The organism is Streptomyces sp. NBC_01408 (assembly GCF_026340255.1).
In the GTDB taxonomy this organism is placed as follows: Bacteria; Actinomycetota; Actinomycetes; order Streptomycetales; family Streptomycetaceae; genus Streptomyces.
Window position 1 is genome coordinate 273,337 of sequence record NZ_JAPEPJ010000001.1, and the last position, 22,050, is coordinate 295,386.

The 22,050-nt window shown below is 72.3% G+C and carries 22 protein-coding genes; 7 read left to right on the forward strand and 15 right to left on the reverse strand.

All coding sequences use genetic code 11. The annotated features are described in order from the left end of the window. Positions 1–77: 77 nt before the first annotated feature. From OG447_RS01180 to OG447_RS01190, 3 genes are read right to left on the reverse strand one after another with little or no spacing between them, the layout of a single operon-like run. Positions 78–3,338 (reverse strand): SAV_2336 N-terminal domain-related protein, encoded by a 3,261-nt coding sequence (locus tag OG447_RS01180; protein WP_266934297.1) that lies wholly within the window; start codon positions 3,336–3,338, stop codon positions 78–80. 6 nt (positions 3,339–3,344) lie between these two features. Beyond that, entirely contained in the window at positions 3,345–4,424 is a 1,080-nt protein-coding gene (locus OG447_RS01185) for a MoxR family ATPase (protein ID WP_266934298.1), read from the reverse strand. Positions 4,425–4,446: 22 nt separating this feature from the next. Further along, on the reverse strand, positions 4,447–6,519 hold the full coding sequence (locus OG447_RS01190) for a trypsin-like peptidase domain-containing protein (RefSeq protein ID WP_266934299.1): 2,073 nt from the start codon (positions 6,517–6,519) through the stop codon (positions 4,447–4,449). A gap of 118 nt (positions 6,520–6,637) precedes the next feature. Between OG447_RS01190 and OG447_RS01195 the strand changes: the two genes are divergently transcribed. Next, entirely contained in the window at positions 6,638–6,826 is a 189-nt protein-coding gene (locus OG447_RS01195; protein WP_030597201.1) for a DUF6104 family protein, read from the forward strand. Positions 6,827–6,944: 118 nt separating this feature from the next. Here OG447_RS01195 and OG447_RS01200 read toward each other — a convergent pair whose 3' ends face one another. The 6 genes from OG447_RS01200 to sodN form a co-directional block, all read right to left on the reverse strand. After that, a complete protein-coding gene (locus OG447_RS01200) occupies positions 6,945–8,054 on the reverse strand; it encodes an rRNA adenine N-6-methyltransferase family protein (RefSeq protein WP_266934300.1) in 1,110 nt (369 codons plus the stop codon). Between the two features lie 11 nt (positions 8,055–8,065). Then, positions 8,066–8,197 carry a hypothetical protein gene (locus tag OG447_RS01205; RefSeq protein ID WP_266934301.1) on the reverse strand — a complete coding sequence of 44 codons (132 nt, stop codon included), beginning with the start codon at positions 8,195–8,197 and terminating at the stop codon, positions 8,066–8,068. Between the two features lie 57 nt (positions 8,198–8,254). Next, positions 8,255–8,617 (reverse strand): hypothetical protein, encoded by a 363-nt coding sequence (locus OG447_RS01210; RefSeq protein WP_266934302.1) that lies wholly within the window; start codon positions 8,615–8,617, stop codon positions 8,255–8,257. Then, positions 8,614–9,147 carry a hypothetical protein gene (locus OG447_RS01215; RefSeq protein WP_266934303.1) on the reverse strand — a complete coding sequence of 178 codons (534 nt, stop codon included), beginning with the start codon at positions 9,145–9,147 and terminating at the stop codon, positions 8,614–8,616. Before OG447_RS01215 ends, OG447_RS01210 begins: the two co-directional genes overlap by 4 nt. A gap of 111 nt (positions 9,148–9,258) precedes the next feature. After that, entirely contained in the window at positions 9,259–10,443 is a 1,185-nt protein-coding gene (locus OG447_RS01220) for a helix-turn-helix domain-containing protein (protein WP_266934304.1), read from the reverse strand. 187 nt (positions 10,444–10,630) lie between these two features. Then, complete coding sequence (sodN, locus tag OG447_RS01225; protein WP_266934305.1) at positions 10,631–11,026, reverse strand: superoxide dismutase, Ni; 396 nt, start codon at positions 11,024–11,026, stop codon at positions 10,631–10,633. Between the two features lie 172 nt (positions 11,027–11,198). Here sodN and sodX point away from each other — a divergent pair, with 172 nt between their 5' ends. Further along, positions 11,199–11,621 (forward strand): nickel-type superoxide dismutase maturation protease, encoded by a 423-nt coding sequence (sodX, locus tag OG447_RS01230; RefSeq protein WP_266934306.1) that lies wholly within the window; start codon positions 11,199–11,201, stop codon positions 11,619–11,621. On the opposite strand, the gene OG447_RS01235 is transcribed toward sodX, so the two are convergent. Then, a complete protein-coding gene (locus OG447_RS01235) occupies positions 11,525–12,154 on the reverse strand; it encodes a CGNR zinc finger domain-containing protein (protein WP_266934307.1) in 630 nt (209 codons plus the stop codon). The two genes, sodX and OG447_RS01235, sit on opposite strands and share 97 nt — an antisense overlap. Before the next feature lie 81 nt (positions 12,155–12,235). On the opposite strand from OG447_RS01235, the gene OG447_RS01240 reads away from it, so the two are divergent. Beyond that, positions 12,236–13,000, forward strand: a complete 765-nt coding sequence (locus tag OG447_RS01240; RefSeq protein WP_266934308.1) for a trans-aconitate 2-methyltransferase — start codon at positions 12,236–12,238, stop codon at positions 12,998–13,000. Between the two features lie 31 nt (positions 13,001–13,031). On the opposite strand, the gene OG447_RS01245 is transcribed toward OG447_RS01240, so the two are convergent. From OG447_RS01245 to OG447_RS01260, 4 genes are all read right to left on the reverse strand, one after another. Next, positions 13,032–14,315 carry a transposase gene (locus OG447_RS01245; RefSeq protein WP_266934309.1) on the reverse strand — a complete coding sequence of 428 codons (1,284 nt, stop codon included), beginning with the start codon at positions 14,313–14,315 and terminating at the stop codon, positions 13,032–13,034. 208 nt (positions 14,316–14,523) lie between these two features. Next, complete coding sequence (locus tag OG447_RS01250; protein WP_272933191.1) at positions 14,524–15,288, reverse strand: amino acid ABC transporter ATP-binding protein; 765 nt, start codon at positions 15,286–15,288, stop codon at positions 14,524–14,526. Then, positions 15,288–16,157, reverse strand: coding sequence for an amino acid ABC transporter permease (locus OG447_RS01255; protein ID WP_266938699.1), 870 nt, complete (start codon positions 16,155–16,157; stop codon positions 15,288–15,290). Before OG447_RS01255 ends, OG447_RS01250 begins: the two co-directional genes overlap by 1 nt. A gap of 110 nt (positions 16,158–16,267) precedes the next feature. After that, positions 16,268–17,227 (reverse strand): ABC transporter substrate-binding protein, encoded by a 960-nt coding sequence (locus OG447_RS01260; RefSeq protein WP_266934310.1) that lies wholly within the window; start codon positions 17,225–17,227, stop codon positions 16,268–16,270. Positions 17,228–17,750: 523 nt separating this feature from the next. Between OG447_RS01260 and OG447_RS01265 the strand changes: the two genes are divergently transcribed. The 4 genes from OG447_RS01265 to OG447_RS01280 all read left to right on the forward strand — a co-directional run bounded on the left by OG447_RS01265 (position 17,751) and on the right by OG447_RS01280 (position 21,031). Further along, positions 17,751–18,953: an NADP-dependent malic enzyme gene (locus OG447_RS01265; RefSeq protein ID WP_266934312.1), complete on the forward strand. Its 1,203-nt coding sequence runs from the start codon at positions 17,751–17,753 to the stop codon at positions 18,951–18,953. Between the two features lie 238 nt (positions 18,954–19,191). Further along, positions 19,192–20,154, forward strand: coding sequence for a zinc-binding dehydrogenase (locus OG447_RS01270; RefSeq protein ID WP_266934313.1), 963 nt, complete (start codon positions 19,192–19,194; stop codon positions 20,152–20,154). 95 nt (positions 20,155–20,249) lie between these two features. After that, positions 20,250–20,459: a helix-turn-helix domain-containing protein gene (locus tag OG447_RS01275; RefSeq protein WP_266934314.1), complete on the forward strand. Its 210-nt coding sequence runs from the start codon at positions 20,250–20,252 to the stop codon at positions 20,457–20,459. Further along, the gene (locus OG447_RS01280; RefSeq protein WP_266934315.1) at positions 20,459–21,031 is read left to right on the forward strand and encodes a Clp protease N-terminal domain-containing protein; all 573 of its coding nucleotides are present in this window, start codon (positions 20,459–20,461) and stop codon (positions 21,029–21,031) included. Before OG447_RS01275 ends, OG447_RS01280 begins: the two co-directional genes overlap by 1 nt. Positions 21,032–21,117: 86 nt before the next feature. Here the strand turns inward: OG447_RS01280 and OG447_RS01285 are convergent, their stop codons facing one another. Beyond that, positions 21,118–22,050 (reverse strand): helix-turn-helix transcriptional regulator, encoded by a 933-nt coding sequence (locus OG447_RS01285; RefSeq protein ID WP_266934316.1) that lies wholly within the window; start codon positions 22,048–22,050, stop codon positions 21,118–21,120.

Below are 22,050 nucleotides of genomic sequence, written 5' to 3' on the forward strand. Positions count from 1 at the left end.
TTGTCCCGCCACCGATGGTCCGCCCTTTCCCCGTGGCCGGTCCCCGGAAACGGCGGACCCGGTCCGGCCGGTTCTCCTCAGGGCCCCGCCTCCAGGGCCCTCACCCGCGCGCGCAGCGCCTCGTACCGGCCCTCGGCGCCCGCGCCGAGCCGCGCCCACAGCTCAAGGGCGGAGCGGTACGCGTCCAGCGCCGCCCGGGGCCGGGCCAGCCGCTCCAGCACCTCGCCGCGCAGCTCCTGCACCCGGGCGGCCAGCTCGACGGCGACCTCCCCACCCTCCTCCCGGTCCGCCTCCAGCGCGGCCCGCCAGGCCCGCCGGTAGGAGTCCGCCGCCCGGTCGAGGCGGTCCGCCGCCCGGGTGTGGCCGTGGATCTCCCGCTGGACGTCGCCGTGGTCCCGCCAGGCGCGGGCCTGCTCCAGGGGGCTGCGGCTCTGCCGGACGGCCAGCTCCAGCAGGTACTCCGCCTCCCGCAGGTCCACCACGTCGCCCTCGTACGCGTGCCGCATCCGGAGCCCGGTGGCGAGCCGCGCCAGCCGGTGCGCGGCCCGGGGGTCGGACTGCGGCACCGCGGCCCGGCTCTCGCGGAGCACCCGTACGGCGGCTCCCGTGAAGCTCCGCCCGTCGGCGGCGCGCGCCCGGTCCAGGAGTACGTCGCCCCACTCGGGCAGCAGTTCCCCGAAGGCCTCCGCGTCCCGCGGGATCAGCCGCCGGGCACGGCCGTACGCCTCGGCCGCGCCCTCCAGGTCCACCGGGTCCCCGTCCCGTTCGTAGCGGGCGCGGCGCACCCGGGCCACGCCGAGCAGCGCCGCCACCCGCAGCTCCGGATCGCCGGCGGCCTCCTCCAGGGCCGTGGCGAGCTGCCCGGACGCCTCCTCCAGCCGGTCGGGCAGGTGGCGCAGCGCGGTGGCCCGCTCCACCCGGACCCGCGCCCGCTCCTCGCGCGGGGCCGCCGGGTCCACGGCCAGCCGGGCCGCGGCCTGTCCGGCCAGCTCCGTGCGCTCGGCCGGGTCCGGGGTGCGGGGCAGGAGGGCCAGCAGGACCCGGCCCAGGGCCAGGTGCAGTTCGGGGCCGGGCCGCGCGTCGGAGCCCGGGGTTGCGACGGGTGCCCCCGGGCCGGGTGCCCCAGGGTCGGGGTCGGGGTCAGGGGCGGGGCCCGCGAGGGGTTCCAGGGCGGCCCGGGCCTCCCGCAGCGCCCCCGGGTCGTCCCGCAGTTCGCTGAGCCGGATGAGGGTCTGGGCGCGCCGCACCGCGCAGTCCCGTCGCAGTGCGCCGCCGTCCGGGTCGGGGAGGGCGCCCGCCGCCGCGAACTCCCGGTCGGCCGCGGCCAGCAGCTCCGCGTCGGGTTCGGCCGCGAGCGCCCGTTCGTACAGCACCCGGCCCCGTACGAGCCGTGCCGCCGCCGTCCGCAGCCCGGTGACGGCCCGTTCGGCCTCGGCGAGCAGGTCCGGGTCGCGTTCGGCCGCCCACAGCCGCAGCAGTGCCCGGGCCAGCTCGGTCTCCGCCTCCTCGGGCGGGTCGTCGGCCCCGGCCGGGGCGGCGACGGCCCGGCGCAGCACCGCCACGGCCTCGTACAGCGCCCGGGTGTCCGTGTCGGCGTCCGCGTCCGCGAGCCGTTCCCGGGCGGTCCGTACCGCCCAGGCCCGGCCGGGCGCCGGGGCGGCGGCCACGGGCTCGCGCACCGCCGGACCCTCGCTCCGCGTGGGGCCCGGCAGGCCCGGGACGTCCGGCAGGTAGCGGCGTACGACCTTGGCCGACACCTGGGCGAAGGCCTGCGGGAGCGGTCCCGCGGGCACCCGCTCGGCGGCGTCCTGCGGGCCGTCACCGGCCTGGCCGCCCGGGTCCGCCGCCACGGGCGCCCCGGTCAGCTGGGAGACCGCGAGGGCGGGGAAGTTGCGCACGCCCCGCCCGAAGTGTGCCTGGACGTACTCCGAGCAGTGCTTCAGCACCAGCGCGGCCTCGTCCCGCCCGAGCGGTCCCAGCAGGACGTCCTGCACCCCTGGGACGAACTCGTACCACTGCCCGGGCTCCGGTCCGCTGCGCCGCAGCATCCCGCTGAGCAGCACCTCCGCCAGGTCGGACGGTTCGGAGTCCGGCAGCATGGTGCGCTGCACCAGCCGCATCACGGGCAGGGTCAGCGGCGCCGCCGACAGGTACACGGCCAGCTGGACGGCGCGTGGCGCGGCGGAGGAGCGGAAGCGCCGCACCAGTTCGAGCGGGGGCCGGACGGCCGCGGGCGGCGGCGCGGGGGCCGCCGGGTGTGCGGCCAGTACCCGGCCCACCTCGGCGGGTACCGGCCCGGTCCCGATCCCGGCGACGAGCCGGGCCCACGCGCCGAGTGCGGTGGCGCCGGGCGGCAGGACGGGCACGGCGAGTCCGCCGGTGGGCCGTCCGGAGCGCGGCGGCCGGTCCGACCGGAACTTCAGCTTCCCTCCGCCGCCCTCGATCCGGGTGAGGGTGCCGCGTTCGGTCGGCAGCCAGCTGCGGCCCCACAGCCGCTGGGGCAGCGGCTGTACGACCATGCACGGGGTGCACTCGGCCCACCGGTACAGCAGCCGCTGCGCCTGGCCCTCCCGCCACAGCGGTCCGGTGCAGTCGGAGACCAGCATGGTCAGCGCGCGTCCGGTCGGGTCGCGCAGCTGGTCGCCGGAGCGCAGCCCGGGGGCGGCTACGGGGCAGCGCCCGAGCACCGGCGTGCCGTCGGCGAGCCGGTGCAGGTAGTGGACCCGCACGTCCCGGAAGGCGCCCAGCCGTTCGCACACGGAGCGCAGTTCCTCGAACATGTCGTGCCAGACCGCCATCGACGGGGAGGCGTCCATGACCAGCCGTGCGGTCGCCTCGCGGCGGGTGTCCGGGCGGAACACCGGGATGACCGTCCCGAAGGCCCGGGCGCTGGCCTCGGCGGTGGCCGCCTCGTCGAGCACCGTCCGGGCGGGCGGGACGGGCGGCCGGTGCCGCTGGAGGGCGCGCAGGGCCCGCTGGATGTCGAGGATCCGGGGCAGGGCGGCGGCCCGGGGGACGCGTACGGGCACTCCGGGATCCTCCGGCAGCTCCCCCTCGGCCGCCGCGGTACGGCGTGCTCCGGCGGCATAGAGCCTGACCGGGTCCTCAGCCTCCGGCTCCGGCCCGGGCTCCCCGCCCACGGGCTCCGCGGGCAGGCTGACGGGACCGTCGGCCTCCGTCTCCTGGCCGGGCTCGTCCGTCCCCGCCGCGAACGGCCCGGACGCGGTCGGCCCGGGCCCGTGGATCTTCCCGGCCAGCCACAGGGCGTCGGCGAGCTCCTCGGCCGTCGGATCGATCCCGGCGGCGCGCAGCAGGGCGGCCAGTTCGCGGATGGGCACGGCCCCTCACCTCGGTCGGTCGAGGCGCTGGATGAGCAGGTCCGCGAGGTCCTCCCGGGTGGGCGGGGCGGCGTAGTGGGTGAGGTACACGGCGTTGAGCAGCTGGTCGGCGGCGACGAGCTCGGTCTGGGAGCGGCTGAGGAACTCCCGGATCAGGTCGGCCCCGAGCCGGGCGGCCTCGTCGCCGAGGTGTGCCCGGACCATGGTGGCGAGCCGTTTCTCGCCCGGCTGGCCGAGTTTGAGCTGGATGCAGCGCCGCAGCAGGGCCGCCGGGAAGTCCCGTTCCCCGTTGCTGGTCAGGATGATGAAGGGGAAGGCCCGGCAGCGGACCCGGCCGCCGTGGACGGTCGCCTTGGCCCCGTCGTCGGTGAGCACCCGTACCGCGGGCTCGGTGTCCGCGACCCGTTCCAGTTCCGGGAGCGCGAACTCCCCTTCCTCCAGCACGTTCAGCAGGTCGTTCGGCAGGTCGACGTCGCTCTTGTCGAGTTCGTCGATCAGGAGCACGCGCGGGCGGGCGGTGGGCAGCAGGGCGGTGCCCAGCGGCCCGAGCCGGATGTACTTGCCGATGCCGGGCGCCCCGCCGGGTGCCCCGCCGCCGGCCGCGATCTGCACGTCCTGGAGCCGGGCGAGGGCGTCGTAGCGGTAGAGCCCGTCCTGGAGCACGGTCCGCGAGACCACCGGCCAGCGCAGCACCCGCCCCAGTTTCAGCTCGTGGGCGACGGCGTGCGCGAGGGTGGACTTGCCGGTGCCGGGGTAGCCCGTCACGAGCAGCGGCCGCCGCAGGTACAGCGCGGCGTTGACGGCGTCCAGCTCCTCGGGCTCCGGCCGGTGCAGTTCGGCGGCCTGCCGGTGCGCCCCGAGGCGCCGGGCGATGGCGCCGTCGGCGGCGCCGGCCTCCCCCGCCGGGCCACCCGCCGGGTCACCCGCCGGGCCACCCGCCGGGTCACCCGCACCGCCGCCCGCACCGCCGCCCGCACCGCCGACCGGCCCGCCGTCGAAGTCCCGCCACGGCGGCGGATCGGGCAGGGCGTCGATCCCGTCGTGGGGTTCGCCGACACCCCGGTAGATCAGCCACTCGTCGTTCATGGGTGCTGCTCCCTCCTGCCGGTCACAGGTCGCCCTGGAGCGGCTCGTCCTCGGGCAGGGCCCGCGCCGGGTCGTCCCACACGAGTGCGGTGCCCGCCGCCCAGTACGCGTCCGGGTCCGCGCCGTACGCCCGCCCCCGCAGTGCCTGGAGCCGCAGCGGCAGCACCTGTGCCCGGCCCGCGTCGGCCAGTTCCTCCCGCAGCCCCCGGTGGAACGGCGCGCACGACTCGCCCGGGTCCGCCGGGGGCCGCCTGCACACCACCACTCCGTACCCGGCCTGCCGGACCGCATGCAGCGACCCCAGCGTGGGCTCCAGCGCGGCGGCCCGGCAGTGCACCGGCACGGTGTTGTCCGCCAGCCCCGCGAGCCACTGCGCCGAGGGGCTGCGCGGGCGGCCCCGTACGCAGTCGGCCCGTTCGTCCAGTAACGGCCCGCCCTGGACCCGCGCCCACCGCACGGCCGCCTCGGGGGCTCCGCCGCCCACGGGATGGCGCAGCACCACGGGCCGCTGCACCCCCAGCGGCACCCCGCCCACCAGCGCCCACTCGTCCACCGCCAGCCCGAACAGCTCCGGCTCCACGGCGACTTCGAGCAGGGCCGCCGCCTCGTGCGTGTCGCAGCGCCGGAAGGCCTCGGCGAGCGGGGCCCGCAACGCCTCCGGCAGCCGGGCCGGGCTGACCCGTACACCGGAGTCCACCGGGGTGACCCGGCCCGGGCGCGCCGGGCCGGCGAGTACCGAGACCCGCCAGTCGAAGACCTCCTCCCAGCCGTGCGCCCACACCTCCAGCAGCACCGAGGCCCCCGGCGGCAGTCCGCCCGCGGTCCGCGCCGGACCGTGTGCCGCGCGGCCGGCCGAGGCCCGGCGGCGGCGGGCCCGTTCCGCCAGACCCCGCTCGTGCCGCTCGCCGAGCTCCCGCCGCAGCGGCCGCCAGAGCCGCTCGGCCGTGGCGCGCACCCAGTCCCACAGCTCCTCGTCCGCGCCGGGCGTGGGCGGCTCCCGGTGGTCGGCCACGCTCACGTCCGTCGCGTACCGGAGCATCGCCGCGGCCTCCCCGGCCCCGCCGGGCGGGTCGTACAGCAGGCCGAGTCCGTCGCGCCAGCTCAGCGGGGCCGGCGGATGCGGATCCGGCTCCTCGCCGCGCGCGGCCTCCACCAGGGCCCGTACGACCTCCGAGGAGCCGGGCGGGGGCAGTTCGGCGAGCAGCCCGCCCAGGGTGGTGCGTTCGCCGGGGGTGAGCCGGCCGCGGCCGCCGTACGGGTCGCCGTCCGGGGCGGGCAGTTCGCCGTGGGCGTCGGTCCAGGTCCGGCGGGTGTTGAGGTCGCTGAGGTGCTGGTCGTAGTGGTGCAGGTCGTGGGCCTGCATGACCCGGCGGTAGAGCCCGGTCTGGCCGCGGCCGGCCGTGGGCAGGGTGCGCAGCTGCACGACGGAGACGGCCAGCCCGCCGCCGCCCGTGTTCCGCCGGGCCTTGACCACGCCGACGACCTCGCCGCGCGCCAGGTCCACGACGGGGCCGCCGGACATGCCGGGGTCGATCTCGTCGTCGTCGCCGAGTCGGATGGCCGCGCCGTTGCCCGCGGTGCCGCGCAGCCGGGTGGTGCGGCCGGTGATCTCGGGGGTGCCGAGGTCCTCGGTGCAGCCGAAGTACGCGACTTCGTCGAAGCGGGGTCTGGATCGGTCGGTCAGCCAGACGCAGGCGTGCGAGACGGGGGCGAGGACCCGGACGAGGGCCAGGTCGGGCAGGTCCCACAGGGCCCGCCGGGCGGGGCGGCGCTCGTCGAGCCGCTCCGGCAGGACGCATTCCACGCGCCCGGTGACGGTCCCGGTGGCCGCCTCGTTCCCGGCGTACCTGCCGGACTGGAAGGTGATGCCGACCTCGCGCCCGGTCAGCCGCACGGCGGCACCCCCTTCACCGACCACGTGGGCACACGTCAGGACCCAGCCCGGGGCGATGAAGAAGCCACTCCCCCAGGTGGGTCCGGTCCCAGCGGTTCCATACCCGTCCGGCGGGGCGTGGACGCGTACGGTCGCCGCTTGGACGAGGGGTTCCAGGAGCTCGAAGGCGCGCGCCGAGCCGGTCGTGCGCCCCTCCGTCATCCGCGCCCCCCGCTCGTGAGACGTCCAGGCTAGCGTCGGCGGCGCCGCGGGCGGGAGGCATCTCCGCGCCGCGGATTATCCTGGCGGGAAACACCCCCATCACGGCACGGAGCCCGACTTGTACTTCACCGATCGCGGCATCGAGGAGCTGGAGAAGCGGCGCGGCGAGGAGGAGGTCACCTTCGAGTGGCTCGCCGAGCAGCTGCGCACCTTCGTCGACCTGAACCCGGACTTCGAGGTCCCGGTGGAACGCCTGGCCACGTGGCTGGCCCGCCTGGACGACGAGGACGACGAGGACGACGAGTGAGCGGCATGTGAGAACAGCCGCCATGTGAGAACAGACGAGAACGGCCTGGACGGGATCAGGCGGCCTTGCAGGGCCCCAGTCGGTGCGCGTACGCACCGCCTGGGGCCGCAGGGAGCGCTTACCAGACCTTCGCGACCACGTTGCCCGGTTCGCCGCGCCAGACCACTCCCCCGGTCTCGGACGCGGTCATGCCGAATTGATCACGGCCAGGCCGGCCAAGCCTCTGCCAGGACGTGCAGGCGTTCTCCACCTCGGTCCACAGCTTACGCGGGCCGTACTGCTCGGTGACGAACTCCTCCGCGCCGGCGGTGAACTCGACGGTCGCCCAGGACTTCCGGTCGTTGGCCAAAAGCCAGTAGGTCGCCTCGTCCGGCGCTTCGTCGCCGCCACCGTGGAGCTGCCCCCAGACCCCGGGAACGTGCAGCCCGATCCAGAACTCGGCGTCGCCCTGGTGGTGGATGTCGTACGGGCTGATGTGGGTGGTGCCCTCCTCCCCCTTCTCTGCGTGGTAGACATCCGAGATGGCGGCGTGCCGGTTGCGCTGCTGGCGGGCCCACATGAAGTCGGGGTTCCCGCTGAACCGGCCGATGCCGCGGCCGCCCGAGACGTCGAGGGTCACGTACGAGTACGAGTGGAACGCGTTCCCGAACGGAGCGACGATCCGGCCTCCGTCCTTCACCTGCCCGAGCAGAGTGCCCGGGATGGCCTCCAGGGAGCACGTGGCGATCACCTTGTGGAAGGGTGCCCGGTCCGGGCTGCCCTTGAGGCCGTCGCCGTGGAGAACCGTCGGGCTGTACCCCGCGAGACGGAGGTTCTGCCGGCCTTCGCGGTACAGGTCCCCGTCGAACTCGACGGTCGTCACCTGCTCGTCGCCAAGCTGCTGGCACAGCCAGGCTGCCATGTAGCCGGTGGCCGTGCCGATCTCGAAGACCTTGTCCCCGGGCTGGATGTGCGCCAGGGCGAGGATTTCGAGCATGGCCGACGGCTTCGACGAGGACGACGTCGGCATTCCCGGGCCCTCGGGCGCCCCGTCGTCGTACTGCGTGACCAGGGGGGTGTCCGAGTAGACGGCGGCGGCCCAGCCGGCGGCGTCGGTGAAGCGGTCCAGGTCCTGCGTCTTGTCGGGGATGAACATGCCCCGGTCGACCGCCCGGACCGTTGCCGCCCAGTCGGGCGGCAACGTCCCGGCCTCCTCCAGGACCTGGACGAGGTATTGCTGGGTGCGCACGAGGTGCCCCTCTACTTCGTCTTGGGCGGCGTCTGCGGGTTCGCGGGCGGGGTCCTCGGCGGCGGGGTGACGTTCGGCGGCTTGTCCCGGTGGCCGTCCGACGAGGCGGTGTCCGGCTTCCCGGAGTGCTTCGTACGAGGCATGGCTGGTTCCCTCTCGGTCCGTTGTGCAGGATGCCCGCTCCCCGGTAGGGGCGGGAGTCAGAGAGTGTCGGCGATGTCGTCGAGGACGGCGCGCGCGGCAATGAGGAGCGGTGTCAGTTCGAGGACGCGGGAGACGAGGGCCTCCTCCGCGTCCCCGTCGAAGTGGTTGCTGCGTAGCCAGCACAGTTGCGGGTCGTGGTGGACGGACCACGCGAAGTAGCAGAGCCGACAGTCCGCCATCGGGCCGCCGTACATGATCTCGATCGGCGCGAGTTGCCCGCAGCCGTCGCAGCGCATCCTTGTTTGCGTGCACGCGCCATCGCGGTGAGCGTCGGACGCCTCGACCTTGAGCGTCAGCCGGTGAAGGTCGAAGGCCTCCCGCTCCGTCTTGGGCGGGTCGTCCCGCTCGGAGGCCGTCACTGGGGCGCCCGCGCGGTTCTGAGCGCCGGCGGTTTGGTGCCCGGCCGACGCCCCTCGGCGTCGGCGAGGCGTGCGGCGCCTACGCGAACGAGGAGCGACACGGACGCCGGCTCGCAGAATTTGGAGGGGCCGCCGAGGGTGGCCCAGTAGATGGGCTGGGTGGCGTCGTACTCCAAGACGTCAACGGCCGGGACGCCGAAGTGCGTTCCGTGGCCGAGGCACTCGACGCCGAGGCCGCAGTGGCGCCACTCGCGTACCGTCCCGGGAGGGACGATCGCGTAGTAGGTCCGGCCGTGGCCGTCGTGGATGACCGGTCCGCCGAGGCTCTCCTCCAGGCCGAAATCGGTGTGGGCGAAGCTGCGCCCTTCCGTGCCGAGGGCTGCGAACACGACTCGCTCCGGCAACCGGACCGCGTCGAAGGCCCGGCCGATGGGAAGGAGAACGATCCCGCGCTCACGCCATTCTTTGCGGACCTGCTCGGGCCGGTCATGGCCGCCGGCCAGCCAGTCCGACATCGTGGGCCTGGTCACAGGCAGTCACTCCCTAACCGTCAAGAGTGGGTGGTGAGACCAGGGTGAGGGCACAAACAGGCCCCGACTACCACGAGTTGGTGATAGCCGGGGCCAAGACGTGACGGAGTGTCAGACACCCAGCCAGTTGCCGTATGAGAGGAAGGAATCCGGCAGCTGACGCCGGGCAGCCTCCAGTCCTGCGTACGTATCCCTCACCGTCTGGTGGTAGCGGGCCTGCTGCGGTGCGATCTTCCGCGCGCGCAACAGGTTCTCGAAGGACGCGTCCAGGGCGCCCGTCCACATCTGTGCTCGGGCCAGCTCTGCGTAGTGGTGGCTCTTCCGCGAGTTCGGCCACTCCTTCGGTACCTGCACGCTCCGGCCGGCCTGGGTGGCGTCGTCGTACCGGTCCAGTTCGGCCAGGACGCTGACCCTGTGGACCTTGACGTTCGTCGGCCCGAACGAGAGGTAGTGCACCGTGGCAGCCTCTCCGGTGCCCGCGGCGATCCGCTCGGCCTCGGCCAGGTGATCCTCGGCAAGCGTCTCGTCCTTCGAGCGCCCTGCCATGACGGCCGCGCCGAGGTGGAGCTGGCCGGTGACGACCTCACGCTCACGCCCGGGGTCGGCCTGCTCCAGGATGTTCAACCCGAGGGCGGTGAGGCGCTGCCCGGTGCGGTACTGGCCGTCCCGCAGATAGGTAAGGGCACGCATGTACCGGTAGATCCCGCCCAGGGCCGCGCTGGAGCCCCGCTCAGCGGCCCAGTCCATGCGTGCCAGAGCAATGGCGGCAAGGTCGCCGTAGCCGAGCTTCGAGGCGATGTCGTACGCGCTTCGGTAGGTACTGGCGAGGAGGAGCCACCCCTCGTGACTCGGAGTCGCGTGGGCGGCCGTGGTGATCTCCAAGACCAGGCCGGGAATCAGGGTGGCGGCTTGTTTGATCTCTCCGGCCCGGATGGCAACGAGGAGGGCCTCGGCATCGTCCGCGAGCAGCCGGTGGGGCCGGGGCGCGATGTCGGGGTCCGCGCCGAGGTCGTAGACGTCCAGGGCTTCGCGGATCGGCTGGACGAGGACGTCCAGCTGGTCCTCGCGGAGCTCAGTGACGTACGGCTGGCCGATGACCGTGGCGACGTCGACACGGAGAGCACGGGCCACCTGGGCGATGACGTACGGCGAAGCGGGCTTCACGCCCTGCTCGGCCTTCGTCAGGGTGGAGTAGGGAACTTGGGAGAGGTCGGACAGTGCCGTCTGGGTGAGGCCGCGCTCCAGGCGCAAACGCTTGATGCGTGCGCCGGTGTGGTCGTGCGGGAGAGCGTGCATGCTGTGCTCCGTTCTGACTCGACACCAGAACAGTATCGGGACACGCCGAGAACACCCCTTCCCCCACTTGGGCGAGAAGCGCAGGCGAAACCTGCCCAGCACAACGGCCCGGCCGCTTGACGCGGTCGGGCCGTTGTCGTTCGCGCTGCGCACAGCAGCGCAGGGAGATTCCCCGGGTCGCCCAAGATCAGGCGGCCTTGGTCTCCCAGAAGATGCGGTCGATCTCGGCGATGAGTTCGAGGGCCTTCTGGCCGGTCGCCGGGTCGTGCGACGCCTTGGCGGCCGAGAGGGCCTTCAGGGTGTCGTTGACCAGGGTGTGCAGCTGGGGGTACTTCTCGAAGTGCGGGGGCTTGAAGTAGTCGCTCCACAGCACCGAGACGTGGTGCTTGGCGAGCTCGGCGCGCTGCTCCTTGATGGTGATGGCGCGCGCGCGGAAGTCGGCGTCGTCGTTGGCCTGGTACTTCTCCTGCACGGCCTTGACGGACTCGGCCTCGATGCGGGCCTGGGCAGGGTCGTACACGCCGCACGGAAGATCGCAGTGGGCGGAGACCTTCGCCTTGGGGGCGAAGAGGCGGGAAAGCATTGGAGTGTGTCCTCCTCGTGATCGTCTTCTCAAGGGGGAGATTACTCGCTGGGGAACCGGTTTTCGCGGTCGCCCCCATGGGCTTAGGACAAAAGTCCAGCGTCGCGGTCGGACCGGTGAGCGAATGTACGGGGCGGTACGGCAGCATGCGGGAGTGATGAGGAGGTCGCGCATGGTGGAGAACCGCCCCCGACGGTTCGCGTTCGAGGTGCTGGAGGTGACGGGGCCGTCGATGGTGCCGACGCTGCTCCACGGGGACCGGCTGGTGGTCCGCTACGGGGCGGCCGTCCGCCGGGGCGCCGTGGTGGTGCTGCGGCATCCGTTCCAGCAGGACCTGCTGGTCGTCAAACGGGCGGTGGAGCGCCGGCCGGGCGGCTCCTGGTGGGTGCTCGGCGACAACCCGTACAACGAGACCGGCGACAGCACCGTATACGGGGCGGTGCCCGCCGAGCTGGTGCTGGCGACGGCCGTGCTGCGGTTCCGGCCGCCGGCGGCGGATCAGCGGTCGCTGAGGGCGCGGCTGTCCTGGGCGGTGTCCGCGCTGCGGCCGCTCTGGGCGGACCCCTCGGCCTCGCGCCGCTTGCGGGCGCGGTAGGCGGCCACGTTGGCCCGGGTGGCGCAGCGGTCGGAGCAGTAGCGCCGGGAGCGGTTGGTGGAGGTGTCGAGGTAGGCGTTGCGGCAGGGCAGCGCCTGGCACAGGCCGAGGCGGTCGGGGCCGTGCTCGGTGAGGTGGAAGGCCAGGCCCATGGCCGCGATGGCGGCGTAGCCCGCGGAGGCGTTGGACGGGTGGTCGGCGAGGTGGATGTGCCAGTGGGGGCTGCCGTCGTCGCCGAGGCTGTCGTGACCGGTGACCTGCGGGCTGACGGGGAACTCCATGAGCAGGGAGTTCAGCAGGTCGACCGCCAGGACGTGGTCGCCGCCGTCGGCGGCCTCGAAGACGGAGCGCAGCCGGCCGCGGACGTTGCGGAAGCGGGTGACGTCGGTGTCGGTGACGCGGCGTGCCATCTGCACGCTGGCGCCGAACAGGGCGCGGACGGCGTCCACCGAGGTGAGCGAGTCCTTGTTGCGGGCCGGCTCCTCGGTGTTGACCAGGCGCACGGCGTAGTCCGAGTAATGGGCCAGTTCCACTTGTAGTCCTTACGGCTGCGGATTAGTGTCTCGGTAACGGCTGATACACGTTCGAGGGTATTACGTGCAGAGGGGTTCGTGATGGCGGATACGACGGAAACAGCGGCCTACTGGCAGGCGTGGCAGGACAGCTGGGACCGCCAGCAGGAGTGGTACATGCCCGACCGCGAGGAGCGGTTCCGGGTGATGCTGGACATGGTCGAGGCACTGGCCGGCCCCGCCCCCCGGGTACTGGATCTCGCGTGCGGTACGGGAAGTATTACGGACCGCGTCCTCAAGCGGTTCCCGGGAGCCACCAGCACGGGCGTCGATCTCGACCCGGCGCTGCTCACCATCGCCGAGGGCTACTTCGCGGGCGACGAGCGGGTCACCTTCGTCACCGCCGACCTCAAGGACCCCGACTGGCGCTCCGCCCTCCCCCATGACACCTACGACGCGGTCCTGACGGCGACCGCCCTGCACTGGCTGCCGAGCAAGGAGCTGGCCGTTCTGTACGGGCAGCTCGCGCCGCTGGTGGCGCCGGGCGGGGTGTTCATGAACGCCGACCACATGCCCGACCCGGCCACCCCGCGCATCGACGCGGCCGAGCGCGCCCACCGGCACGCCGGGATGGACCGGGCCAAGGCCGCGGGGGTCCTGGACTGGCGCGAGTGGTGGGCCGTGGCCGCCGGGGACCCGGTGCTGGCCGAGGCGGTCGCGGAGCGCTTCGAGATCTACGGGGAGCACGCCGACGGCGACACCCCCTCCGAGGCCTGGCACGCCCGCGCCCTCCTCGACGCGGGGTTCGCCGAGGCCCGCACGGTGTGGCGCTCGCCCTCGGACGCACTGGTCCTAGGTCTGAATTGACGATCCTCGCCCCCTGAAGGGGCGATTCCCTTCAGCTCGCGTGCGCGGGCCTCGGAGCTTCACGCATCCGCCTCCGGCCGACGGCCGGGACTCGCACCCTGGGGATGCTGCGCGTGCTGTTGATATCCGAGCCACCCGTCCGGCGGGCTCGGGCCTCGATCTCCACCGAGGCATTGTGGTCGGCGTCATCTACGTGCTCGCAGCGGGTGCAGGCGAACAGCCGACCGCATCCCTTACGGGATTCAGGATCCACCAGGCCGCAAGCGGCGCAGGTCTGGGAGGTGTGGAACGGCGGCACGGCGACAAGTACGGACCCGTACATGCGGGTCTTGTACTCAAGCCGTCGCCGCCGTTCCCCGGGGGTGTTGTCGAGGATTGACCGGTTCAGCGCGGCCTTCGCCCGGACGTTCTTCCCCGGCGACTCGGCGGTTCCCTTCGCGGACTTGCTCATGTTCCTCACGCGCAGGTCCTCGATACCGATCAGGCCGTGGTTTTTGGCGAGGTCGGTGGTGAGTTTGTGCGTGAAGTCCCGGCGCCGGTTGGCCCGCAGGGTGGTGAGCCTTGCGATCTGGGCGATCGTCGTGCGCAGGCGGCGGCTGTACTTCCCGCCCTGGTGCTTCTTCGCGTAGGTGATCTGACGGGCCTTGCGCTGCTCCAGCGCCTTGAGACGCTTCTTCTCGTTGGCGGTCAGTGACGGGGGCATGAGGCGGGGTGTCGCCTCGGTGGAGACGAACGCCGACGCGGCGACCCCGAAGTCCACCCCGCAGGCGGGTTTCCCGTTCGGCGCGTCCGGCTTACGCCCGGTGTGGACACCGAAGGAGACGTGCCAGCCGCTGCCGTCCCGGGACACCGTGGCATTACGGATCGTGCCACCGATGGCGCGGGAGAGCCGGAACCGCAGCCAGCCGACCTTCGGCAGGCGCACCTCGGCCCACTTGCGGTTCACCTTGCGGACCTCGACCGCCTGCCCGGGAAACGGGACCGACAGACGATGCCCGCGCTTCTTCCGTGACGGAAACCGAGCCGGATGCTCGGGGTTCCAGAAGTTGTCGTACGCCCGGTCCAGCTGACGCAGGATCTGCTGCCCGGACTGCGCCGGCAGATCACCGATCCAGTCAAGATCCGCACGGGCGGCGGTCAGGTACTTGCACTGCTCAACAGACCGCAGCGTGTACCGGCGCTGCTCCCACAGGTACACCCGCTGCTCCAGGGCCACATTCCACAGAGCACGTGCCGAATGCCCCCACCTGGTCAGGACCTCGCCCTGCCCCCCGGTGGGGTACGCACGATATTTGCGCCCCGCGTCTGCCCGCACGCCCCTGATTCTGCTGACGATCTAAGGCTGATACGAGCCAGATCCGGAAAAGACAGGTGTTGTCTGCCCATTTAGCCTTCACGACGAAGCCATGGCGAGAAGTGTTCGCTTATGCGCATCTCAAGGCATGGAGTCCTGGTGGGGGCATGACGAAGGGGCGGTACGGGAATCCGTACCGCCCCTCAACCGTGAACGCGTGCGACGGGGACTACAGCACCTTGGACAGGAACGCCTTCGTCCGGTCGTGCTGGGGGTTGCCGAGCACGTCGCGCGGGTTGCCCGACTCGACGACCACGCCGCCGTCCATGAAGACGAGGTTGTCGCCGACCTCGCGGGCGAAGCCCATCTCGTGCGTGACCACGATCATGGTCATGCCGTCTTCGGCCAGGCCGCGCATGACGTCCAGGACGTCACCCACCAGCTCCGGGTCGAGCGCCGAGGTGGGCTCGTCGAAGAGCATCAGCTTCGGCTCCATGGCGAGCGCGCGGGCGATCGCCACGCGCTGCTGCTGGCCGCCGGAGAGCTGGGTGGGGTAGTTCCCGCCCTTGTCGCCGAGGCCGACCCGGTCCAGGAGGCGTACGGCGCGCTCGCGCGCCACCGCCTTGGACTCGCCCTTGACCATGACCGGGGCTTCCATGACGTTCTCTATGGCCGTCATGTGCGGGAAGAGGTTGAAGCGCTGGAAGACCATGCCGATGTCCCGGCGCTGGGCCGCGACCTCGCTGTCCTTCAGCTCGTAGAGCTTGTCGCCCTTCTGGCGGTAGCCGACGAGGTTCCCGTCGACGTACAGCCGTCCGGCGTTGACCTGCTCCAGGTGGTTGATGCACCGCAGGAAGGTCGACTTGCCGGAGCCGGACGGGCCGACCAGGCAGAAGACCTCACGCGGGGCGACCTCCAGGTCGATGCCCTTGAGGATGTGCGCCGCACCGTAGGACTTGTGGACGCCCTCGGCCTTCACCATGGCAGTCGTCATCAGGCCACCGCCTTGCGGTCAGAGAAGCTGGACAGTTTCGCCTTGATCTTCTGCAACGGCGTGGGCGGCAGCGAACGGAGCGCACCGCGGGCGTAGCGGCGCTCCAGGTAGTACTGGCCGACGCTGAACACACTGGTCAGGGCGAGGTACCAGATCGAGGCGACGAAGAACATCTCCATCACCGCGAACGACGTGGACGCGATGTCCTGGGCCGCGCGCAGCAGGTCGAAGTACTGCACGGCGACGACGAGCGACGAGGTCTTGAGCATGTTGATGAACTCGTTGCCCGACGGCGGCACGATCACCCGCATGGCCTGCGGCAGCACGACGCGGCGCATGGTCTGCATCCGGGTCATGCCGAGCGCGTGCGAGGCCTCGGTCTGGCCTTCGTCGACCGACTGGATGCCGGCCCGGACGATCTCCGCCATGTACGCGCCCTCGTTCAGGCCGAGGCCCAGCAGGGCGGCCAGGAACGGCGTCATGACCTGGGTCATCTCGTCCTTGTAGAACCCGAGGTTCAGGACCGGGAAGATCAGGGCGAGGTTGAACCAGATGAGGAGCTGCACGTACACCGGGGTGCCGCGGAAGAGCCAGATGTAGAACCAGGCGATGGTGCTGGTCACCGGGTTCTTCGAGAGGCGCATCACGGCGAAGAGGACACCGAGCACCAGGCCCAGGGCCATCGAGGCGACGCTGATCCAGATCGTGTTGCCGACACCACGGATGATGGTGGGGTCGAACAGCTTCTCCGGGACGGTCGCCCAGCGCACGTTGCCCTGCGAGAAGGCGATCGCGAGCGCCACGACCAGGCCGATCACGACCACGGCGCTGATCCAGCGGCCGTAGTGGCGGACCGGGATGGCGCGGATCGCCTCGGGGGGGACGGCCCCGCCCGGCGGGGTGTCCGCCGGGTCCGGGACCTTGTCGAGCTTGTCAGTCACAGTGACTGCCCTTCAGTGTGCTGCGGTCTGCGCGGAGGTCAGGAACCTGCGTTGATCTTGGCCTCGGTCACGGCGCCGGAGCCCGCGTTCCACTTGTCCAGGGCGGCCTTGTACGTGCCGTCCTTGATGACCGCGTCGAGGGCTTCCTTGAGCGCGTCGCGCAGCTCGGTGTTCTTCTTGTCCACCGCGATGCCGAAGAGGCCGGCGTCGGTCGGGTTGGCGATGGCCTCGAAGTCGTTGCCGCCGCCGGCGGTCTGCGCGATGTACGCGGCGACCGGGGAGTCGTTCAGGTCGGCGACGGCGCCGCCGGCCTTCACGCGGGTCTGGGCCTCGGCGTCGGTCGGGAAGGACTCGATGCCGATCTCGCCCTTGCCGGCCGTCTTGCACTTCTCGGACTGGTCCTTGGCGGACGTCTCGTACGTGGTGCCGCGCTGGACGGCGACCTTCTTGCCGCACAGGTCGTCGAGGGTCTTGATGCCCTCCGGGTTCCCCTTCTTGACGAGGATGCCGGTGGAGGAGGAGAAGTAGTCGACGAAGTCGACGCCGGCGCCGGTCTTGGCGCCCTTGTCGTCCAGGCCCTCCTGACGGGCCTTGGTGTCGGTGAGCGAGGACATGACCAGGTCGCTGCGACCCGTCTGCATGCTGCCGATCAGCGTGTCGAACGTGCCGGACTCGAACTTGAACTGCACGCCGAGCTGCTTGGTCAGGGCCGCGGCGATGTCGGGGTCGACACCGACGATCTTGCCGCCCTCGGTGAACTCCATCGGCGCGTAGGTCGCGTCCGTGCCGACCTTGATCACGCCGGCGTCCTGGATCTTCTTCGGGAGCTTGGAGAAGAGCGGGGCGCTGCTGTCCGCCGTACCCGAGGGGGCGGTGGAGGCCTTGTCGGTCTGGTCTCCACAGCCGGTGAGGATCAGGGCGCCGGCGACCGCGATCGCGCCGACCGCGGCGATCCGGGACCGAGCGGCGGTCGTACGACGGGTGATGCTTGCGGTCATGAGCTGGTTCCTCCGGCTGGTGGAAAAGCACCGAAAAACGGTCGGGCACGCACCATCGAGTGTCGCGACCTTGTGTGATTACGGCATCTTGCCATTCGGACTGGCGCATTCAGGCTGCCCATCAGGTCAAAATCAGATAACGGACACCCCCGGCTAGCCAACAGGACTGCGGGCAAGGCGCATCGGAGCCGCACAAAACGCCGTGACCAGGCACTTTCGGCGCATGATTTGCGGCGTGTCTCGCCCATTGGACAGAGAGGTTTGGACTTTTAGCCAAAACCAGGACAAGCACCCTATGGTCGAGCAGGAATCGACTCGTCTGGGTGAGCGTTCTTCGGGTACAACAGATCCTTACACCCCTCATCCGGGGCTCAGGGCGCGCGTGCGGCGCGCCCGCGCGTACGAACCTCCCCTTCGCGGAGACGGTCCAACCGTCGATGCGGAGTACGGACGCGGTGCCCGCCCACCCCTTAACCAGGAGTGGCCACCCTCAATGATCAAAGGACCTAAGGGGTCACACAAAGTGGCAGCGGAGATCGTCAACCCTCGCAGCGACAGCGCGACGGACAACAACCCGGACGCGGTGTTCGCGCTGCACCGGGGCGGCAAGATGGCCATCCAGGCCACGGTGCCGGTCAACAACAAGGACGACCTGTCCCTGGCCTACACACCCGGTGTGGCGAAGGTGTGCAGCGCCATCGCCGAGCAGCCGGAGCTGGTGAACGAGTACACCTGGAAGTCCAACGTGGTCGCCGTCGTCACCGACGGCACGGCCGTGCTCGGACTCGGTGACATCGGTCCCGAAGCCTCCCTCCCCGTGATGGAGGGCAAGGCGATCCTGTTCAAGCAGTTCGGCGGCGTGGACGCGGTTCCGATCGCGCTCGCCACCAAGGACACGGACGAGATCATCGAGACGGTCATCCGTCTCGCCCCGTCCTTCGGCGGGGTGAACCTGGAGGACATCTCCGCCCCCCGCTGCTTCGAGATCGAGCGGCGCCTCCAGGAGGCGCTGGACATCCCGATCTTCCACGACGACCAGCACGGCACGGCCATCGTGACGCTGGCCGCGATGCGCAACGCGGCGAAGCTCACCGGTCGCACCCTCGGCGACCTGCGGGCCGTGATCTCGGGTGCGGGCGCCGCGGGCATCGCGATCGCCAAGATCCTGGTGGACGCGGGCATCGGCGACGTCTGCGTCACCGACCGCAAGGGCGTCGTCTCGGCCGACCGCTCCGACCTGACGGACGTCAAGGCGGAGATCGCGGGCCTGACCAACAAGACGGGGCAGACCGGCTCCCTGGAGCAGGCACTCTCCGGCGCGGACGTCTTCATCGGCGTCTCCGGCGGTACGGTCCCCGAGTCGGCGGTGGCCTCGATGGCGAAGGACGCCTTCGTCTTCGCCATGGCCAACCCGAACCCGGAGGTCCACCCGGACGTCGCGCACAAGTACGCGGCGGTCGTGGCCACGGGCCGCTCGGACTTCCCGAACCAGATCAACAACGTGCTGGCCTTCCCGGGCATCTTCGCGGGCGCCCTCAAGGTCCGCGCCACCCGGATCACCGAGGGCATGAAGATCGCCGCCGCCGACGCCATCGCCGGTGTCGTGGGTGACGAGCTCGCCGCCGACTACGTGATCCCGTCGCCGTTCGACGAGCGCGTGGCCGAGGCCGTCGCATCGGCGGTCGCCGCCGCCGCGAAGGCCGAGGGCGTGGCCCGCCTGGCCTGAGCGCTGCGCTGAGCCGTAACGCTCTGCTGAGCGGTACGGAGGAAGGCCCGGCCGGATCCCCCTGGATCCGGCCGGGCCTTTTCGCGTCCGCGGGCTGATCCAGCCTCGCCGGCGTTTGAGGCGCGGGGTCTGGGGCGGAGCCCCAGGGCCCCCGAGGGCCCGCACCGCGCACGTGGCTCTGGTCGCACCGACTCAGCCAGGGCTGGAAACCCGGCCTACCCAGCGGTAGCGTCGCGGCATGTTCGCTGCCTACGCCGCCCGAATCGACCGTGACCAGCCGCTGAACGGCCTTGAGCTGGGCGACCGCCCGGCCCCCGAGGCCCGCCCCGGCTGGGTGACCGTGAACGTCAAGGCCGCCTCCCTCAACCACCACGACCTGTGGTCCCTGCGCGGGGTCGGCCTCGGCGAGGACAAGCTCCCGATGATCCTCGGCTGCGACGCCGCCGGGACCGACCAGGACGGCAACGAGGTCGTCCTGCACTCCGTGATCGGCCAGAGCGGCCACGGGGTCGGCCCGGACGAGCCGCGCTCGATCCTGACCGAGCGCTACCAGGGGACCTTCGCCGAGCAGGTGACCGTCCCCGCCTGGAACGTCCTGCGCAAGCCCGCAGAGCTGACCTTCGAGGAGGCCGCCTGCCTGCCGACCGCCTGGCTGACGGCGTACCGGATGCTGTTCACCAACGCCGGGGTCCGCCCCGGGGACTCCGTCCTCGTCCAGGGCGCCGGCGGCGGGGTAGCGACCGCCGCGATCGCCCTCGGCCGGGCGGCGGGCCTGCGGGTCTTCGCCACCAGCCGGGACGAGGCCAAGCGCAAGCGGGCCGTGGAACTGGGCGCGCTGGAGGCGTTCGAGCCGGGCGCGCGGCTGCCGCAGCGGGTGGACGCGGTGATCGAGACGGTCGGCGCGGCCACCTGGTCCCACTCGGTGAAGTCCCTGCGCCCCGGCGGCACGCTGGTGATCTCCGGCGCGACGAGCGGCGACCGCCCGGCGCACGCCGAGCTGACCCGGATCTTCTTCCTGGAGCTCAAGGTGGTCGGCTCGACGATGGGCTCGAAGGAGGAGCTGGAGGACCTGCTGTCGTTCTGCGCGACCACGGGCCTGCGGCCGGTCATCGACGAGGTCCTGCCGCTGGACCGGGCGCGCGAGGGGTTCGAGAAGCTCGCGTCGGGCGACCTCTTCGGGAAGATCGTCCTCACCCCGTAGGCCGTCCGGGTGTCCCGGGGTGCCTACGGGTGCCCGTCCGGGGCAGTTGTCAATACAGGTTGACACCCCTCCCGCGTCAACCTACATTGACAGGCATGACCGATGCCACCGATCTCGCCGAGCGGGCCGGCGACCGTGACCCGCGCGTGGGCCTGCGTGCCGTAGTCGCCCTCCGGAAGCTGCTGGAGCAGCTGGAGGCCGTACAGGTGCGCAGTGCCCGCGCCCAGGGCTGGTCCTGGCAGGAGATCGCGGCCGAGCTGGGCGTCAGCCGGCAGGCCGTGCACAAGAAGTACGGGAGGCTTTGATGTTCGAACGCTTCACCCCCGACGCCCGGGCCACCGTGACGGGCGCGGTGGCCGAGGCCCGCCGCTCCGGCGCCCCCACGGTCACCGAGGAACACCTGCTGCTCGCCCTGCTCTCCCAGGGCGCCCTGGACCCCCTGGGCGTGGACCGCACCGCCGTGGCCGCCGACCTCGCGGCGGCCCGCCGCCGGGGCGGCATGTCCCGGGCCGACCAGGAAGCCCTGGCCGGACTCGGCATCGACCTCACCGAGATCGTGACCCGCGTCGAGGAAACCCACGGCGAAGGCGCCCTGGCGGCCCCCGCGCCGCGCAGGCGCACCCTGGGCACCTCGCTCCGCTCGGCCCTGGGCCGCGGCGGGGCGGACGACCGCTCCGGCAGCCACCACGTCCCCTTCACGCAGGGCGCGAAGAAGGTCCTGGAGCAGTCCCTGCGGATCGCGCTGGGCCGCCACGAGCGCCACATCGGCACCCTGCACCTGCTCCTCGCCCTGCTCTCCCGGCCCGGGCCGGCCGCGGAGGTCCTAACGGACCACGGAGTCACCTACCCCGCGGCCGAGACCCACCTGGCGGCCTGACCCGCTCCTCAAACGCGTCCAGCCTCGCCGGCGTTTGAGGCGCGGGGTCCGGGGCGGAGCCCCGTGCAACGGCGCCGCAGCCGACCCTACGACCCCGACCGCAGAGTCGCCGTCAGCCGGGCAGCCGCAGCCGCGAGACCGGCGCGGGACTCGGCCAGTTGGGCCGGGGTGACGCCGTGGTCGCGGGCCACGTCCCGTACCTCGTCGCGGAAGCGGTCCAGCAGGCGGTCCAGGTCACGGACCAGGTCGCCGGTGGGCGTCAGGTCCTCGGCCCAACGGCCCGCTGCCGGGGACGCCGCCGAAGTCCTGGACTGGGCCGACCCGTCGGACGGGGCGGACGTGTCGTACGGGGCGGAGGGGGTCGCGGCGGGGCCGCCGCCGAGCCAGGCTCCGGCCAGGCTGCCGAGGACGCCGCCCGACTTCGCGAACTGCTCCTGGAGCTGCCCCGCGATGCGCTGGACCTCCTCGCGGGCCCGGTCCTGGGCCTCCTTGGCCTGGCGGCGGGCCTGCTGGGCCTCCTCGCGGGCCCGACGGCTCTCGTCCTTCGCCCGCCGCGCCTGCTCCTTCCACTCCTGCTTGGCCTTGCGCAGCTCCTCCTTGGCCGCCTTCCAGGACTCGTCCTCGACGTGGGCCGCCGACGCGGAGGCCGCCGCCCGCATCTCGCGCCGCAGGTCGCCCGCGGCCCCCCGGACGTCGTCGCGGATCTCGGCGGCCAGCTCGGAGACGGAGTCGCGGATCTCCAGCTCCAGGTCGGCGAGTTCACCGCCGCGGTCGGCCAGTTCGGCGCGGCCCGCGTCAGTGATGGAGTACACCTTGCGCCCGCCTTCGCTGGCATGCGTGACCAGGCCCTCGGCCTCCAGCTTGGACAGCCGCGGGTACACGGTGCCGGCGGAGGGCGCGTACAGGCCCTGGAAGCGCTCCTCCAACAGCCGGATCACCTCGTACCCGTGGCGCGGGGCCTCGTCCAGCAGCTTGAGGAGGTAGAGGCGCAGGCGGCCGTGGGCGAAGACGGGCGGCAT